General features: G+C 70.1%; 17 protein-coding genes. 12 read left to right on the top strand and 5 right to left on the bottom strand.

Going from position 1 to position 12,408, the window contains the following annotated elements; translation table 11 throughout:
* The first annotated feature begins 4 nt into the window (after positions 1-4).
* The 3 genes from ACFXGI_RS24375 to ACFXGI_RS24365 are packed head-to-tail and all read left to right on the top strand — an operon-like array spanning position 5 to position 3,325.
* Positions 5-1,702, top strand: coding sequence for a cytochrome c biogenesis protein ResB (locus ACFXGI_RS24375; protein WP_384710321.1), 1,698 nt, complete (start codon positions 5-7; stop codon positions 1,700-1,702).
* Positions 1,699-2,790, top strand: coding sequence for a c-type cytochrome biogenesis protein CcsB (ccsB, locus tag ACFXGI_RS24370; RefSeq protein ID WP_384710318.1), 1,092 nt, complete (start codon positions 1,699-1,701; stop codon positions 2,788-2,790). The genes ACFXGI_RS24375 and ccsB overlap by 4 nt, the downstream gene beginning before the upstream one ends.
* A gap of 25 nt (positions 2,791-2,815) precedes the next feature.
* The gene (locus ACFXGI_RS24365) at positions 2,816-3,325 is read left to right on the top strand and encodes an SRPBCC domain-containing protein (protein WP_384710315.1); all 510 of its coding nucleotides are present in this window, start codon (positions 2,816-2,818) and stop codon (positions 3,323-3,325) included.
* On the opposite strand, the gene ACFXGI_RS24360 is transcribed toward ACFXGI_RS24365, so the two are convergent.
* Positions 3,301-3,771: a hypothetical protein gene (locus ACFXGI_RS24360; protein ID WP_384710312.1), complete on the bottom strand. Its 471-nt coding sequence runs from the start codon at positions 3,769-3,771 to the stop codon at positions 3,301-3,303. The two genes, ACFXGI_RS24365 and ACFXGI_RS24360, sit on opposite strands and share 25 nt — an antisense overlap.
* Positions 3,772-3,802: 31 nt before the next feature.
* A complete protein-coding gene (locus ACFXGI_RS24355) occupies positions 3,803-4,282 on the bottom strand; it encodes a MarR family winged helix-turn-helix transcriptional regulator (RefSeq protein ID WP_384710309.1) in 480 nt (159 codons plus the stop codon).
* A gap of 76 nt (positions 4,283-4,358) precedes the next feature.
* Here ACFXGI_RS24355 and ACFXGI_RS24350 point away from each other — a divergent pair, with 76 nt between their 5' ends.
* On the top strand, positions 4,359-4,730 hold the full coding sequence (locus tag ACFXGI_RS24350) for a cupin domain-containing protein (RefSeq protein ID WP_384710306.1): 372 nt from the start codon (positions 4,359-4,361) through the stop codon (positions 4,728-4,730).
* A 9-nt stretch (positions 4,731-4,739) separates the two neighbouring features.
* Here the strand turns inward: ACFXGI_RS24350 and ACFXGI_RS24345 are convergent, their stop codons facing one another.
* Complete coding sequence (locus ACFXGI_RS24345) at positions 4,740-5,033, bottom strand: PLD nuclease N-terminal domain-containing protein (RefSeq protein ID WP_384710303.1); 294 nt, start codon at positions 5,031-5,033, stop codon at positions 4,740-4,742.
* A 90-nt stretch (positions 5,034-5,123) separates the two neighbouring features.
* Between ACFXGI_RS24345 and ACFXGI_RS24340 the strand changes: the two genes are divergently transcribed.
* Genes ACFXGI_RS24340 through mqnP form a run of 3 tightly spaced genes read left to right on the top strand, consistent with a single transcriptional unit; the run spans position 5,124 to position 7,974 of the window.
* Complete coding sequence (locus ACFXGI_RS24340) at positions 5,124-6,581, top strand: menaquinone biosynthesis decarboxylase (protein ID WP_030161238.1); 1,458 nt, start codon at positions 5,124-5,126, stop codon at positions 6,579-6,581.
* A gap of 5 nt (positions 6,582-6,586) precedes the next feature.
* Positions 6,587-7,054, top strand: coding sequence for a hypothetical protein (locus ACFXGI_RS24335; RefSeq protein WP_384710547.1), 468 nt, complete (start codon positions 6,587-6,589; stop codon positions 7,052-7,054).
* Positions 7,051-7,974, top strand: coding sequence for a menaquinone biosynthesis prenyltransferase MqnP (gene mqnP, locus ACFXGI_RS24330; RefSeq protein ID WP_384710299.1), 924 nt, complete (start codon positions 7,051-7,053; stop codon positions 7,972-7,974). Before ACFXGI_RS24335 ends, mqnP begins: the two co-directional genes overlap by 4 nt.
* Positions 7,975-7,998: 24 nt before the next feature.
* On the opposite strand, the gene ACFXGI_RS24325 is transcribed toward mqnP, so the two are convergent.
* Positions 7,999-8,604: a rhomboid family intramembrane serine protease gene (locus ACFXGI_RS24325; protein WP_384710296.1), complete on the bottom strand. Its 606-nt coding sequence runs from the start codon at positions 8,602-8,604 to the stop codon at positions 7,999-8,001.
* A 77-nt stretch (positions 8,605-8,681) separates the two neighbouring features.
* On the opposite strand from ACFXGI_RS24325, the gene ACFXGI_RS24320 reads away from it, so the two are divergent.
* On the top strand, positions 8,682-9,368 hold the full coding sequence (locus tag ACFXGI_RS24320) for a UbiX family flavin prenyltransferase (protein WP_384710293.1): 687 nt from the start codon (positions 8,682-8,684) through the stop codon (positions 9,366-9,368).
* Here ACFXGI_RS24320 and ACFXGI_RS24315 read toward each other — a convergent pair.
* Positions 9,365-9,505 (bottom strand): hypothetical protein, encoded by a 141-nt coding sequence (locus tag ACFXGI_RS24315; protein ID WP_199813687.1) that lies wholly within the window; start codon positions 9,503-9,505, stop codon positions 9,365-9,367. The genes ACFXGI_RS24320 and ACFXGI_RS24315 overlap by 4 nt on opposite strands.
* A gap of 138 nt (positions 9,506-9,643) precedes the next feature.
* Here ACFXGI_RS24315 and ACFXGI_RS24310 point away from each other — a divergent pair, with 138 nt between their 5' ends.
* From ACFXGI_RS24310 to ACFXGI_RS24295, 4 genes are all read left to right on the top strand, one after another.
* Positions 9,644-10,099 carry an Lrp/AsnC family transcriptional regulator gene (locus ACFXGI_RS24310; RefSeq protein WP_030864586.1) on the top strand — a complete coding sequence of 152 codons (456 nt, stop codon included), beginning with the start codon at positions 9,644-9,646 and terminating at the stop codon, positions 10,097-10,099.
* 56 nt (positions 10,100-10,155) lie between these two features.
* Positions 10,156-11,319: an aminofutalosine synthase MqnE gene (gene mqnE, locus ACFXGI_RS24305; protein WP_384710289.1), complete on the top strand. Its 1,164-nt coding sequence runs from the start codon at positions 10,156-10,158 to the stop codon at positions 11,317-11,319.
* A gap of 96 nt (positions 11,320-11,415) precedes the next feature.
* On the top strand, positions 11,416-11,937 hold the full coding sequence (locus ACFXGI_RS24300) for a GNAT family N-acetyltransferase (protein WP_384710286.1): 522 nt from the start codon (positions 11,416-11,418) through the stop codon (positions 11,935-11,937).
* Between the two features lie 145 nt (positions 11,938-12,082).
* Positions 12,083-12,349, top strand: a complete 267-nt coding sequence (locus ACFXGI_RS24295) for a DUF4229 domain-containing protein (protein WP_384710544.1) — start codon at positions 12,083-12,085, stop codon at positions 12,347-12,349.
* Positions 12,350-12,408: the final 59 nt, after the last annotated feature.

Below are 12,408 nucleotides of genomic sequence, written 5' to 3'. Positions count from 1 at the left end.
GGACATGAGTACGACAGACAAGGCGTCCACCGAGGCGCAGAACCCGTCCGAGGACGCCGCGGAAGCGGCCGCCGGCGCGCAGCTGTCCACCGCCCCCTTGGAGGACACCGGCGGTCCCGTCGGCATCGGCGTGATCGGCTGGATCCGCTGGTTCTGGCGGCAGCTCACCTCCATGCGGGTGGCGCTGATCCTCCTCTTCCTGCTCTCCCTGGGCTCCATCCCCGGCTCGCTCGTACCGCAGAACCAGGTCGACGCGATGAAGGTGGCCAAGTGGAAGGACGACCACTCCTTCTGGGTCCCGGCCGCCGAGAAGCTCCAGCTCTTCGACGTCTACAGCTCGGTGTGGTTCTCCGCGATCTACCTGCTGCTGTTCATCTCGCTGATCGGCTGCATCGTCCCGCGCACCTGGCAGTTCGTCGGCCAGCTCACCGGCCGCCCGCCCGGCGCGCCCAAGCGCCTGGACCGGCTGCCCGCGTACGCGACGTGGCGTACGGAGAAGTCCCCCGACGAGGTCCTCGCGCAGGCGAGGACGATCCTCGGTGGGCGCCGGTTCCGTACCGAGGCGGGCACGTCCGCCGTCTCGGCCGAGAAGGGCTACCTGCGCGAGGCGGGCAACCTGCTCTTCCACGTCGCCCTGATCGTGATGCTGATCGCGTTCGCCTGGGGCCAGCTGTTCAAGTCCGAGGGCGGCAAGCTCGTCCTGCGCGGCAAGGGCTTCGCGAACACGCTGACCCAGTACGACGACTTCAAGTACGGCAGCTGGTTCGACCCCGACGACCTGTCGCCCTTCTCCTTCACGCTCGACAAGTTCGACGCCACGTACGAGGAGAACGGCCCCCAGAAGGGCACCGCGCGCGACTTCAAGGCGTACGTGACCTTCAGCGACGGCGCGCACGGCGCCCCGCAGAAGCGCGAGATCCAGGTCAACAAGCCGATGGAGGTCGACGGGTCCAAGGTCTACCTGCTCGGCCACGGCTACGCGCCGGTCATCTCGGTGACCGACCCGACCGGCAAGGTGATCTACAAGGACGCCGTGCCGATGCTCCCCTTCGACTCGAACCTGAGCTCCTCGGGCGCGGTCAAGGTGCCGGACGGCTACCGCGACAAGGACGGCAAGAAGGAGCAGCTCGGCTTCAACGCCATGTTCGTGCCGACCTTCGCCGGCGAGGGCAAGGGCACGATGCTCTCCCAGTTCCCGGACCTGAAGTTCCCGGTCCTCGCCCTCAGCGCCTACCACGGCAGCCTGGGTGTCGACTCGGGCCTGCCGCAGAACGTGTACCAGCTGAACACCTCCAAGATGCAGGAGTACAAGGACGCCGACGGGCAGCTGTTCAAGAAGCGGCTGCTGCCCGGCGAGACCATGGAGCTCCCGAACGGCGCGGGCACCGTGAAGTTCGAGGGCATCGAGCGCTGGGCCACCTTCTCGATCACCCGGCAGCCCGGCAGCGGGCTCGCCCTCGGGGGCGCGATCGCCGCGATCGGCGGCCTGGCCGCGTCCCTGTTCATCCAGCGCCGCCGGGTCTGGGTGCGCGCGGTGGCCGGCAAGGACGGCGTGACCGTCGTCGAGATGGCGGGCCTCGGCCGCAGCGAGTCGGCCAAGCTCCCCGAGGAGCTGGGGCAGCTCGCCGCCGCCCTCCACCAGCAGGCGCCCACGGCGCCCGACCAACCTGTCAAGGCAACTGTCGAAGGGGAGCGCGGATGACGCCGCTCGCAGCCGAAGTCAACGAGAATTTGGCTCAGATCAGCAACTACCTGATCTATTCGTCGATGGCGGTCTACATGCTCGCCTTCTTCGCGCACATCGCCGAGTGGACCTTCGGCAGCCGCAGCAAGGTGGGCCGTACGGCCGCGGCGCTGACCGGCGCCAAGGCCGCGGTGGCCGGCGCCCCCGCCGTGCAGGTGCGCGGCAAGGGCGGCACGGCCACGGCGGTCCTCGACAAGCCGAAGGTCGTCACCCGCTCCGCCGCCGGCACCCGCGACGTCCCGGACGGTCCCGGCGCGGCCGGCGGCACCGAGAACGGCGACCTGTACGGCCGGATCGCGGTCTCGCTGACCACCCTGGCCTTCGTCATCGAGGCGGGCGGCGTCGTGACCCGCGCGATGTCCGTGCAGCGGGCCCCCTGGGGCAACATGTACGAGTTCTCGGTGACCTTCTCCACGGTCGCCGTCGGCGCGTACCTGATGCTCCTGGTGCTGAAGAAGAACGTCCGCTGGCTCGGCCTGATCCTGGTCACCACGGTCCTGCTGGACCTCGGCATCGCCACCACCTGGCTCTACACCGCCAGTGACCAGCTGGTCCCGGCCCTGCACTCGTACTGGCTGTGGATCCACGTCTCCACCGCGATCTTCTGCGGCGCGGTCTTCTACATCGGCGCGGCCGGCGCGGTGCTCTACCTCTTCCGCGACTCCTACGAGGCCAAGCTGGCGGACGGCGGCACGCCGGGCCGCTTCGCCACCTCGGTGCTGGAGCGGCTGCCCTCGGCGGCCTCGCTCGACAAGTTCTCGTACCGGATCAACGCCGCCGTGTTCCCGCTGTGGACGTTCACCATCGTCGCGGGCGCGATCTGGGCGGGCGACGCCTGGGGCCGCTACTGGGGCTGGGACCCCAAGGAGGTCTGGTCCTTCGTGACCTGGGTGGCGTACGCCTGCTACCTGCACGCCCGCGCCACCGCCGGCTGGAAGGGCCGCAAGGCCGCGTACCTCGCGCTCTTCGCCTTCGCCTGCTGGATCTGGAACTACTACGGCGTGAACATCCTGCTCAGCGGCAAGCACTCGTACGCGGGCGTCTGACGCGCAGGAGTGGGACGCTGGTGGCATGACACCGACACCGGTGAGTCATGCCACCAGCGAGAGCCGCGGCGAGGGCCGCTGGCTGCTGCGCTTCGAGGTGCACGTGCCGAGCGCGTACGAGGCCGTGTGGCCCGCGCTGACCACGGCGGAGGGGCTGCGCGGCTGGCTGGCCGCGGCGGAGGTCCTGGAGCGCAGGCTCGGCGGGGCCGTCACACTGCACTGGCTGAACGGCGGGACGACGGTCTCCGGCCACGTCACGGCGTGGGACGTCGAGCGGGTCGTCGAGTACACGGTGAGCGAGCACGGCCGGATCCGCTTCCACCTGGAGGCGGTCGGCACGGACTCGACCGTGATCCGCTTCCTGAACGAGCGGGCCGGGACGGACGAGGACCGCCTCGACTGCCTGGCCGGCTGGCACCACCACTTCGAGCTGCTGGAATCCGCCCTGCAGGGCCACCCGACGGACTGGTCCCGGTGGACCGACGCCCGCTGGGCCGAGCTGCGCTCGTCCTACGGGTCCTTCTCCAGGACGTAGGCGCTGCGCGCGTCCGGATCGCCGTAGAAGAAGTACAGCTCCAGCGTCTGCCGGTGGTCGCGGCGCATCTCGAAGGTCCACTTGTAGAGGTCGGGCAGGCGCAGGCGCACGTGCTGGCCGTAGTTCCAGCCCGCGGGCTCCCGGCTGATGAGCTTCCAGGTGCCTGTTCCGGAGAGCCGCCAGCCGTGGTCGTAGTCCCGCTCCTGCCCGTTCAGGAGGGTGACGGTGGCGCTCCCGTCGGCCCGGAAGACCACCTCGGTGCCCTCGACGCAGCGCCAGGTGCCGACGATCTCGTCGGTGCGCGCGTCGTATACGGCGGGGGTGGAGTGGGCGATGTGCGGATTGCCCCCGGCCATGGCGAGCAGGGCGGCGACGGCGACCCCGTACGCGAGGAGATTGCGCAGGATCGTGTCGACGACCCGCGGACCCCCGCTGTTCCTCGGCATCCGCCCATTCTTGCAGCCGCCTTGAACGCGTTCAATGCCAGACGGGCCGCAGGGGCGGAAGCTCCCCGTCCCCGCCCAGGGCGCGCAGCAGGCCGGTGAGCTCCCGGCGCAGGGCGGGGAGGTCGACGCGGGTGCTGAGCTCGGCCTCCAGCTCGTGCAGGACCCGCCCGGCGACGGCGAGGTGCTCCTCCGCGGCCCGGGTCAGGACCACCAGCTTGCGCCGCCCGCCCTCGGGGTGCGGCTCGCGCCGTACGTAGCCCCGCTTCTCCAGGTCGTCCACGAGCTGCCCGGCGGCCTGCTTGGTCACCCCGAGCCGCTCGCCGAGCTCGGTGCCGGTGGCTCCGCCCCCCTTGAGCACCTGGAAGGCCATGCCGTGCGCGGGCCGCAGGTCCCCGTACCCGGCCGCGTCGAGCCGCCGGGTGAACTCGCCGATGAGCAGCTGGAAGTTGAGCCCGAGCAGGAAGCCGAGCTCGATGCCGCCGGTCTCTTCGTTTCTCGTCACGGAAAACATGGTGACACGACCGGGTCAAGCTGCTTTACTCGTGGAGTAAGTAAAGCCGCTTGACTCAGGAACGAGGGATCTCCCCATGCACGTCATCACGGCCTCACCCGACCACGTCACCACGACGCCCAACGCGGTCATGACCGGTCTGGCCGCGCCCGGCCGGGGCAGCGCCGAACTCAGCGCCTGGCACGTCGCCATGGCCGCCGGCGCCTCCGGCCCCGAGCACTCCGTCGACCGCGAACAGGTGTGGACGGTCACCGCCGGCGCTCTGGACGTCACCTCGGCCGGCCGCACGGAAAGGGTCGCGGCGGGCGGGACCTTGGTCCTCCCGCCGCACGCACTGCGCCGCGTCCACGCCCCGGAGGCGGCCGAGGCGTACGTGGCGATGCGCTCGGACGGCCTCGTCACGGTCCCGGGGGAAGCGGAACCCCGCGTCCTGCCCTGGACCCGGTGAGGCGGACGGTCAGTCCTTGTCCTTGTCCCGGTCCTTGTCGCGGTCCTCGTTCAGGGAGCGCAGGAACTCGGGGTTGTCGTCGGGAGCGATCCACTGCGTGCGCGAGCGGCCGCCGCCGACCGCGGAGCGCTGCCGGCCCGCGAAGAGCCACACCACCGGTCCGACGATCGAGAACAGCAGGATGATGATCACCCAGACCACCTTGGGGAGGTGCCTGACCTCTTCCTCCGGCGTGTTCAGACAGTCGATGAAGGCGTAGATGGTCAGCGCGATGATCAGCAGGAACGGCAGATAGCGCAGCACGGTGTGGGACCGACTCCCCAGCAGTGACGGGGGACCCGCCTCGGGCCCCGGTGACGCTCCCAGGCTAGCCGGTGACGGATACTGGCCCCTATGGCTTACGACGATCTCCGCTCGCTGCTCCGGGCTCTGGAGCGAGAGGGCGACCTCAAGCGCATCAAGGCCGAAGTCGACCCGTACCTGGAGGTCGGGGAGATCGTCGACAGAGTGAACAAGGCGGGAGGTCCCGCCCTCCTCTTCGAGAACGTCAAGGGCTCGGCGATGCCGCTGGCCATGAACGTCTTCGGGACCGACCGCCGCCTCCTCAAGGCCCTCGGCCTCAAGTCGTACGGCGAGATCAGCGAGAAGATCGGCGGCCTGCTCAAGCCGGAGCTCCCGCAGGGCTTCATCGGCGTCCGCGAGGCCTTCGGCAAGCTCGGCTCGATGGTCCACGTGCCGCCGAAGAAGGTGAAGGGCGAGTCCGCGCCCGTCCAGGAGGTCGTCCTCACCGGCGACGACGTGGACCTGGACCGGCTCCCGGCCCTCTTCACCTGGCCCAAGGACGGCGGGTCCTTCTTCAACCTCGGCCTCACCCACACCAAGCACCCCGAGACCGGCGTGCGCAATCTCGGCCTCTACCGCCTCCAGCGCCACGACAAGCGCACCATCGGCATGCACTGGCAGATCCATAAGGACAGCCGCAACCACTACGCGGTCGCCGCCAAGCGCGGCGAGCGCCTCCCGGTCGCGATCGCCTTCGGCTGTCCGCCGGCCGTGACGTACGCGTCGACCGCGCCGCTGCCCGGCGACATCGACGAGTACCTCTTCGCCGGCTTCGTCGCGGGCAAGCGCATCGAGATGGTCGACTGCAAGACGGTCCCGCTCCAGGTCCCGGCCAACGCCGAGGTCGTCATCGAGGGCTGGCTGGAGCCGGGGGAGACGCTCCCGGAGGGACCCTTCGGCGACCACACGGGCTTCTACACCCCGCAGGAGCCGTTCCCGGCCCTGAAGATCGACTGCGTGACGATGCGCAAGCGCCCGCTCCTCCAGTCGATCGTCGTCGGCCGCCCGCCCACGGAGGACGGCCCGCTCGGCCGCGCGACGGAGCGTTTCTTCCTCCCCCTCCTCAAGATCATCGTCCCGGACATCGTGGACTACCACCTGCCCGAGTCGGGCGGCTTCCACAACTGCGCGATCGTCTCGATCGACAAGAAGTACCCGAAGCACGCCCAGAAGGTCATGCACGCCATCTGGGGCGCCCACATGATGTCGCTGACCAAGCTGATCATCGTCGTGGACTCCGACTGCGACGTCCACGACCTGCACGAGGTGTCCTGGCGGGCGCTCGGCAACACGGACTACTCCCGCGACCTCACGGTGGTCGAGGGCCCGGTCGACCACCTCGACCACGCCTCGTACCAGCAGTTCTGGGGTGGCAAGGCGGGCATCGACGCGACCAAGAAGCTCCCCGAGGAGGGCTACACCCGCGACGGCGGCTGGCCCGACATGGTGGAGTCCGACCCCGCGACGGCGGCCCTGGTGGACCGCCGCTGGAAGGAGTACGGCCTGTGAGCCCGATGGTCGTGGGGGGTCCCGAGCTCTTCCTCGGGGCCGGCGACGTCTACGTGGCCCTGCTGCGCCCGAGGATCGACCCGGCGGACCCGGGCGTCCGGCTGGCGGCCGAGGAAGCGGGCGTCACACCCGAGGAGTTCGCCGGATCCGGCGACGTCTGGGCGCTGATGTACGAGGACGGCCCCGGCCACGGCGAGTTCGAGCTCCCCGGCGCGCGGGACGTCGAGGCGGACGGCTTCGCGGAGCAGCTCCAGGCCGCCCTGGCCTCGGGCGAGCCGTTCACGGTCGAGGCCGGGGACTTCCTGCGCATCGACGCCCGCCCGGCGCCCGACGCCTGGCGGCTGACCGCCCGGGTCACCCCGCCCGAGGACGAGGAGGACGGCGCCGCCGCCCCCCGGACCGTGGAACTCGGCGCACTCCCGGCGGCGCAGCTCCTGGCCGACCTCGAAGACTTCCGGAGAGCAATCGCATGATGACGACCGCCGACGGGGTGATCGGGTCCGGCCCGGCGCCGCAGCCGACCGGCAAGGTCAAGGCGTTCCTGAGGCTCGTGATGATCGAGCACTCGGTCTTCGCGCTGCCCTTCGCGTACATCGCGGCGCTGACGGCCATGTTCCGGCTCGACCGCACCATGCACTGGCCCGAGCTGCTGCTCGTCACCGTCTGCATGGTGGGGCTGCGCACCTTCGCGATGGCCGCGAACCGGATCATCGACCGCGAGATCGACGCCCGGAACCCGCGGACCGCCGGGCGCGAGCTCGTCACGGGCGCCGTGTCCGTACGGTCGGCCTGGACCGGGGCCGGGATCGCACTGGCCGTGTTCCTCGGCTCGGCGGCTCTGCTGAACCCGCTGTGCCTGGCGCTGGCGCCGATCGCGGTGATCCCGATGGTGGTGTACCCGTACGGCAAGCGGTTCACGAACTTCCCGCACGCGATCCTGGGCCTGGCCCAGGCGATGGGACCGGTCGGCGCGTGGCTGGCGGTGACGGGCGAGTGGTCCTGGGACGCGGTGATCCTGGGCCTGGCGGTGGGCGTCTGGATCGGCGGCTTCGACCTGATCTTCGCCTGCCAGGACGTGGCCGCCGACCGCGCGGACGGCGTGAAGTCGGTCCCGGCCCGCTTCGGCGTCCCGGCGGCCCTGTGGGGCGCGCGCGGCGCCCACGCCGTGACCACGGCTCTGCTGGCGTGGTACGCGGTGGCGACGGAGGCCGGCCCGTTCTTCTGGGCGGGCCTGGTGATCGTCGTGGCGGCCTTCCTCTACGAGCACACGATCGTGAAGCCGCACGACCTGTCCCGCCTGAACCGCGCCTTCTTCACGGTCAACGGCTTCATCGGCATGGCCCTGTTCGTCTGCGCCCTGGCGGACCTGGTGGCCCGGGGCCTGACCCTGTAGCGGGGGGCCCGGGCAAGACACCCCCTACGCCCGGGCCGCCCGCCGGGGGAAGAGGAACGCGGCGGCGATGCCCGTCACGAGGCCGAAGAGGTGTCCCTGCCAGCTGACGGTGGTGTTCGTCGGCAGGATGCCCGTCAGGATCCCCGTCCCCCAGTACGCGGCGATCGCGATGCCGACCAGCACGCCCGCCATCCGGCGCTCGACGAATCCGTGCACCAGCAGGTACCCGAACAGCCCGAAGACCAGCCCGGATGCCCCGGCCGTCACGGTGTTCGACCCGGAGACGAGCCACACCCCGAGCCCGTCCGCCACCACGACCACCGCGCACAGCGCGAGGAACCGCCGTATCCCGCTCAGCGCGGCGACGAAGCCCAGCACCAGCAGCGGCACGCTGTTGGACGCCACGTGGCCGAACCCGAAGTGGAGGAACGGCGCCAGCGGGATCCCGCTCAGCCCGTCCGCGGTCCGCGGAACGATCCCGTACGCGTCCAGCGCGTGTCCGGTGGCCAGATCCACCACCTCGATCAGCCAGAGCAGGCCCACCCAGCCCAGCATCAGTTTCCCGGCGGCTTTGGCCCGATCTGCCTGGTTCCACGCGTCGAGCCGTACGTCCCCCGGTATTTCGGCCATGTCCTGATCCCCCTGCTTTCGACGCTCGGGACACCTTACTCAGCGTCGTCCGCCGGTGGCCGGATAGTCTCGGAGCTATGACTGACGGCAAGCGCACCCCGTGGGTGGTCGGGGTTTCCGGGGCGTCCGGGACGCCGTACGCGGCGGCGGTGATCCGGGGACTGCTGGCGGCGGGGGAGAGTGTGGACCTCGTGGTCAGCCGTGCCTCGCGGCTGACCCTCCTCGACGAGACGGGAATCGCGTTCCGCGACGCGCACTGGCGCGACGATCTCGCGGCCTGGCTGGAGCGCGGAGCGGACGGCAAGCCCGCGACGCATCCGCGGCCGGAACTGGACGACGTCCGCTACTGGGGGGCCGGGGACCTGGCCGCCGGGCCGAGTTCGGGCTCGTACCCCGTGAAGGGGATGCTGATCGTGCCGGCGTCCACGGCCTGTGTGGCGGGGGTGGCGCTCGGACTGTCGAAGGACCTGCTCCAGCGCGTCGCGAGCGTGACGCTCAAGGAGCGGCGGCGACTGGTGGTCGCGGTGCGGGAGACCCCGCTGAACGGGCAGACGCTCAAGCATCTGGTGGCGCTGGACGAGGCGGGCGCAGTGGTGCTGCCCGCCTCTCCGGCGTTCTACGCGGGTGCGACGCACATCCAGGACCTGGTGGATTTCGTCGCGGGGCGGGTGCTGGACGCGGCAGGGGTGCCGCACCGGCTGTACCGCAGGTGGGAGGGGGAGCTCGGAGGAGCTTCCCGCCCCCGGGAGGCAAGCGGTGACTAGCGCTTCTTGGCGCGGAGGGCGCCCTGCTTGCGGGTCCGGTCGACGCGGTGGGCGGCGGCGGGCTGGTCGGTGCGGGATCGGTTGGCCAGCTCCTGGAGCTGTCGCATGTGCGCGTAGGCCATCTCGATCGTGTACACGGTGAACCACTCCTGATGTTGTCAGATCAGCGAGATCATCGCCGATCTGTTGAAAGATTCACAGGGTGTTGACCCTGTGCGCCTTTGATTCTATACGTAAACTTGCGGGATCGCCGAATAATGGAAGGCTCCAGGTATATGGACGCGGTGGATAGGCAGCTCATCCAGGCACTTCGTGAGAACGGACGTGCCTCGTACGCGGAGCTGGGCCGGCTCGTGGGCCTCTCCGGCCCCAGCGTCACCGACCGGATCAACCGGCTCGAGTCGGCCGGCGTGATCACCGGCTACCGCGCGACCGTCAACGCGGCCTCGCTCGGCCTGGGCGTCACGGCGCTCATCGGTATCTCCCTCTCCGACGCCGCGGACCACGAGGACGTGGCCCGCCGCCTGCGCGACCTGGCGGAGATCGAGGACTGCTGGTTCATCGCCGGCGACGACTCGTACATGCTCAAGGTCCGGGCGGGCGACGTGGACGGGCTGGAGCGGATCATCCGCAAGCTCTCCGGGACCAAGGGCGTCTCGCGCACCCGTACCACCATCGTGCTCTCCACGAAGTGGGAGAACCGGGTCGGGGACCTGCCCGAAGAGCGCTAAGAGTACGGTGGGTGGCGGTTGCAGGCAGGACAGGACCCGTAGAGGAGACGACCGGAATGGACGCTGGGCTCAAGCGTGAGCTGGAGGGCAAGGTTCGCTCCGGCGAGCGGCTGACCCGTGAGGACGGCATCGCCCTCTACGAGTCCGACGATCTGGCCTGGCTGGGCGGCCTCGCCCACGAGGTGCGCACGCGCAAGAACGGCGACGTCGTCCACTTCAACGTCAACCGCCACCTCAACATGACGAACGTGTGCACCGCCTCGTGCGCCTACTGCTCGTTCCAGCGCAAGCCGGGCGAGAAGGACGCGTACACGATGCGCATCGAGGAAGCCGTACGCCTGGCCAAGGCCATGGAGAACGACAACCTCACCGAGCTGCACATCGTCAACGGCCTGCACCCGAGCCTGCCGTGGCGGTACTACCCGCGCTCGCTCTCCGCGCTGAAGGAGGCGCTGCCGAACGTCTCGCTGAAGGCGTTCACGGCGACCGAGATCCACCACTTCGAGACGATCTCCGGCATGTCGGCCTCCGACATCCTGGACGAGCTGATCGAGGCCGGTCTGGAGTCGCTCACCGGCGGCGGCGCGGAGATCTTCGACTGGGAGGTCCGCCAGCACATCGTGGACCACAAGACCCACTGGGAAGACTGGTCGCGCATCCACCGCCTGGCGCACTCCAAGGGCCTCAAGACCCCCTCGACCATGCTCTACGGGCACATCGAGGAGCCGCGCCACCGCGTGGACCACGTGCTGCGGCTGCGCGAGCTCCAGGACGAGACCGGCGGCTTCCAGGTCTTCATCCCGCTGCGCTACCAGCACGACTTCGTGGACATGCAGGACGGCAAGGTCCGCAACAAGCTGCAGGCCCGTACGACGATGGCGACCGGCGCCGAGGCGCTGAAGACCTTCGCCGTCTCGCGGCTGCTGTTCGACAACGTGCCGCACGTCAAGGTCTTCTGGGTCATGCACGGCGTGCAGACCGCCCAGCTGGCCCTCCAGCACGGCGCGGACGACATGGACGGCTCGGTCGTCGAGTACAAGATCACGCACGACGCGGACAACTACGGCACGCCGAACAAGCTGGGCCGTGACGATCTGCTGGAGCTGATCCGCGAGGCAGGCTTCCGCCCGGTCGAGCGCAACACGCGCTACGAGATCATCCGCGAGTACCCGGGCCCGGACGCGGACCTGCGCGAGACCCCGCAGGCGATGCGCCTCTGACGCCCTGCCGTCGCGTTTGTGAGCGCCCTGGTCCGCATGCCGGACCGGGGCGCTTTTTGCTGGACCACCCTCATGGGTAATGGATACTCTGCCATAATGACCCTTACGTTCACTCTGGATCCGCAGATCGACCCGGCGCTGCACGAGGCCCTCCTCGACCTGTGGACGGACGCGTCCAACGCCGGCGGAGCCGTGGGTTTCGTCCCGCCGGTCGTCCGGGACGACATCCGCCCCCAGCTGATCAAGCAGCTCGACATGATCGCCGACGGTCGGATGCGGCTCCTGGTGGGCCACGACGGGGACGGGCTGGCCGCCGCCGCCTTCCTCGGGCTCAATCTGCACGCCCTGATGGGCCACTGGATCTGGCTCTACACGGTGATGGTCCACCCGGACCGCCAAGGCCGGGGCTACGGCCGCCGGCTGATGGCCGCGTCCGCCGACTCCGCCCGCGCGATGGACGGCGTCGAAGCCATCCGCCTGTCCTGCCGCGGCGGCATGGGGCTGGAGCGCTTCTACGCCGCCTGCGGCTACAAGGAGGTCGGCCGCGTCCCGGGCGGGATCCGGGTGGCCCCGGGGGACGACCGCGACGACATCACGATGCTGCTGCCGCTGCACTGACCCCCGGCGGATGACCCCGGCGGGTTTGTCCGCACCTGCGCCGTGCTTCACTGGACGGGCACGCAGTCGACCGAGTGCGAGTACCGACGAGAGAGAAGGGGTCACCGTGTCCCTCAAGCCGAGCGCGACGATCCGCTACACCGCGATGCGGCTGGGCATCTTCGTCGGATGCCTCGTCCTGGTCGCCGTCCTGGTCAACGTGGGCTGGGTGCCCGCCGGTCTCGGCGAAGCCAACCCCGCCTGGGTCGTGCTGCTCGCCCTGGTGATCTCCGCGCCGCTCTCCTTCGTACTGCTGCGCAAGCAGCGCGACGAGATGTCCACGCAGATCTCGGGACGCGTCGCGGGCGCGAAGGAGAAGCTCGCCGCGAACCGCTCGCAGGAGGACGCGGCGGACGACGCCGCCCGCGCCTGAGTTAGCTTCCTCACACGCCGAACCGCCCCAGCACACGGGACTCTCCCCGTGTGCTGGGG

It is taken from the genome of Streptomyces sp. NPDC059355 (genome assembly GCF_042752335.1).
GTDB lineage: Bacteria > Actinomycetota > Actinomycetes > Streptomycetales > Streptomycetaceae > Streptomyces.
Note: the sequence above shows the minus strand (reverse complement) of the source record. Positions and strands in the feature narration are given on the sequence as shown.

Excerpts from the sequence above, each read along its gene's own strand:
- ACFXGI_RS24375 (WP_384710321.1), top strand. The coding sequence starts at position 5 with ATGAGTACGACAGACAAGGCGTCCACCGAGGCGCAGAACCCGTCCGAG.
- ccsB (WP_384710318.1), top strand. The coding sequence starts at position 1,699 with ATGACGCCGCTCGCAGCCGAAGTCAACGAGAATTTGGCTCAGATCAGC.
- ACFXGI_RS24365 (WP_384710315.1), top strand. The coding sequence starts at position 2,816 with ATGACACCGACACCGGTGAGTCATGCCACCAGCGAGAGCCGCGGCGAG.
- ACFXGI_RS24360 (WP_384710312.1), bottom strand. The coding sequence starts at position 3,771 with ATGCCGAGGAACAGCGGGGGTCCGCGGGTCGTCGACACGATCCTGCGC.
- ACFXGI_RS24355 (WP_384710309.1), bottom strand. The coding sequence starts at position 4,282 with ATGTTTTCCGTGACGAGAAACGAAGAGACCGGCGGCATCGAGCTCGGC.
- ACFXGI_RS24350 (WP_384710306.1), top strand. The coding sequence starts at position 4,359 with ATGCACGTCATCACGGCCTCACCCGACCACGTCACCACGACGCCCAAC.
- ACFXGI_RS24340 (WP_030161238.1), top strand. The coding sequence starts at position 5,124 with ATGGCTTACGACGATCTCCGCTCGCTGCTCCGGGCTCTGGAGCGAGAG.
- ACFXGI_RS24335 (WP_384710547.1), top strand. The coding sequence starts at position 6,587 with ATGGTCGTGGGGGGTCCCGAGCTCTTCCTCGGGGCCGGCGACGTCTAC.
- mqnP (WP_384710299.1), top strand. The coding sequence starts at position 7,051 with ATGATGACGACCGCCGACGGGGTGATCGGGTCCGGCCCGGCGCCGCAG.
- ACFXGI_RS24325 (WP_384710296.1), bottom strand. The coding sequence starts at position 8,604 with ATGGCCGAAATACCGGGGGACGTACGGCTCGACGCGTGGAACCAGGCA.
- ACFXGI_RS24320 (WP_384710293.1), top strand. The coding sequence starts at position 8,682 with ATGACTGACGGCAAGCGCACCCCGTGGGTGGTCGGGGTTTCCGGGGCG.
- ACFXGI_RS24310 (WP_030864586.1), top strand. The coding sequence starts at position 9,644 with ATGGACGCGGTGGATAGGCAGCTCATCCAGGCACTTCGTGAGAACGGA.
- mqnE (WP_384710289.1), top strand. The coding sequence starts at position 10,156 with ATGGACGCTGGGCTCAAGCGTGAGCTGGAGGGCAAGGTTCGCTCCGGC.
- ACFXGI_RS24300 (WP_384710286.1), top strand. The coding sequence starts at position 11,416 with ATGACCCTTACGTTCACTCTGGATCCGCAGATCGACCCGGCGCTGCAC.
- ACFXGI_RS24295 (WP_384710544.1), top strand. The coding sequence starts at position 12,083 with ATGCGGCTGGGCATCTTCGTCGGATGCCTCGTCCTGGTCGCCGTCCTG.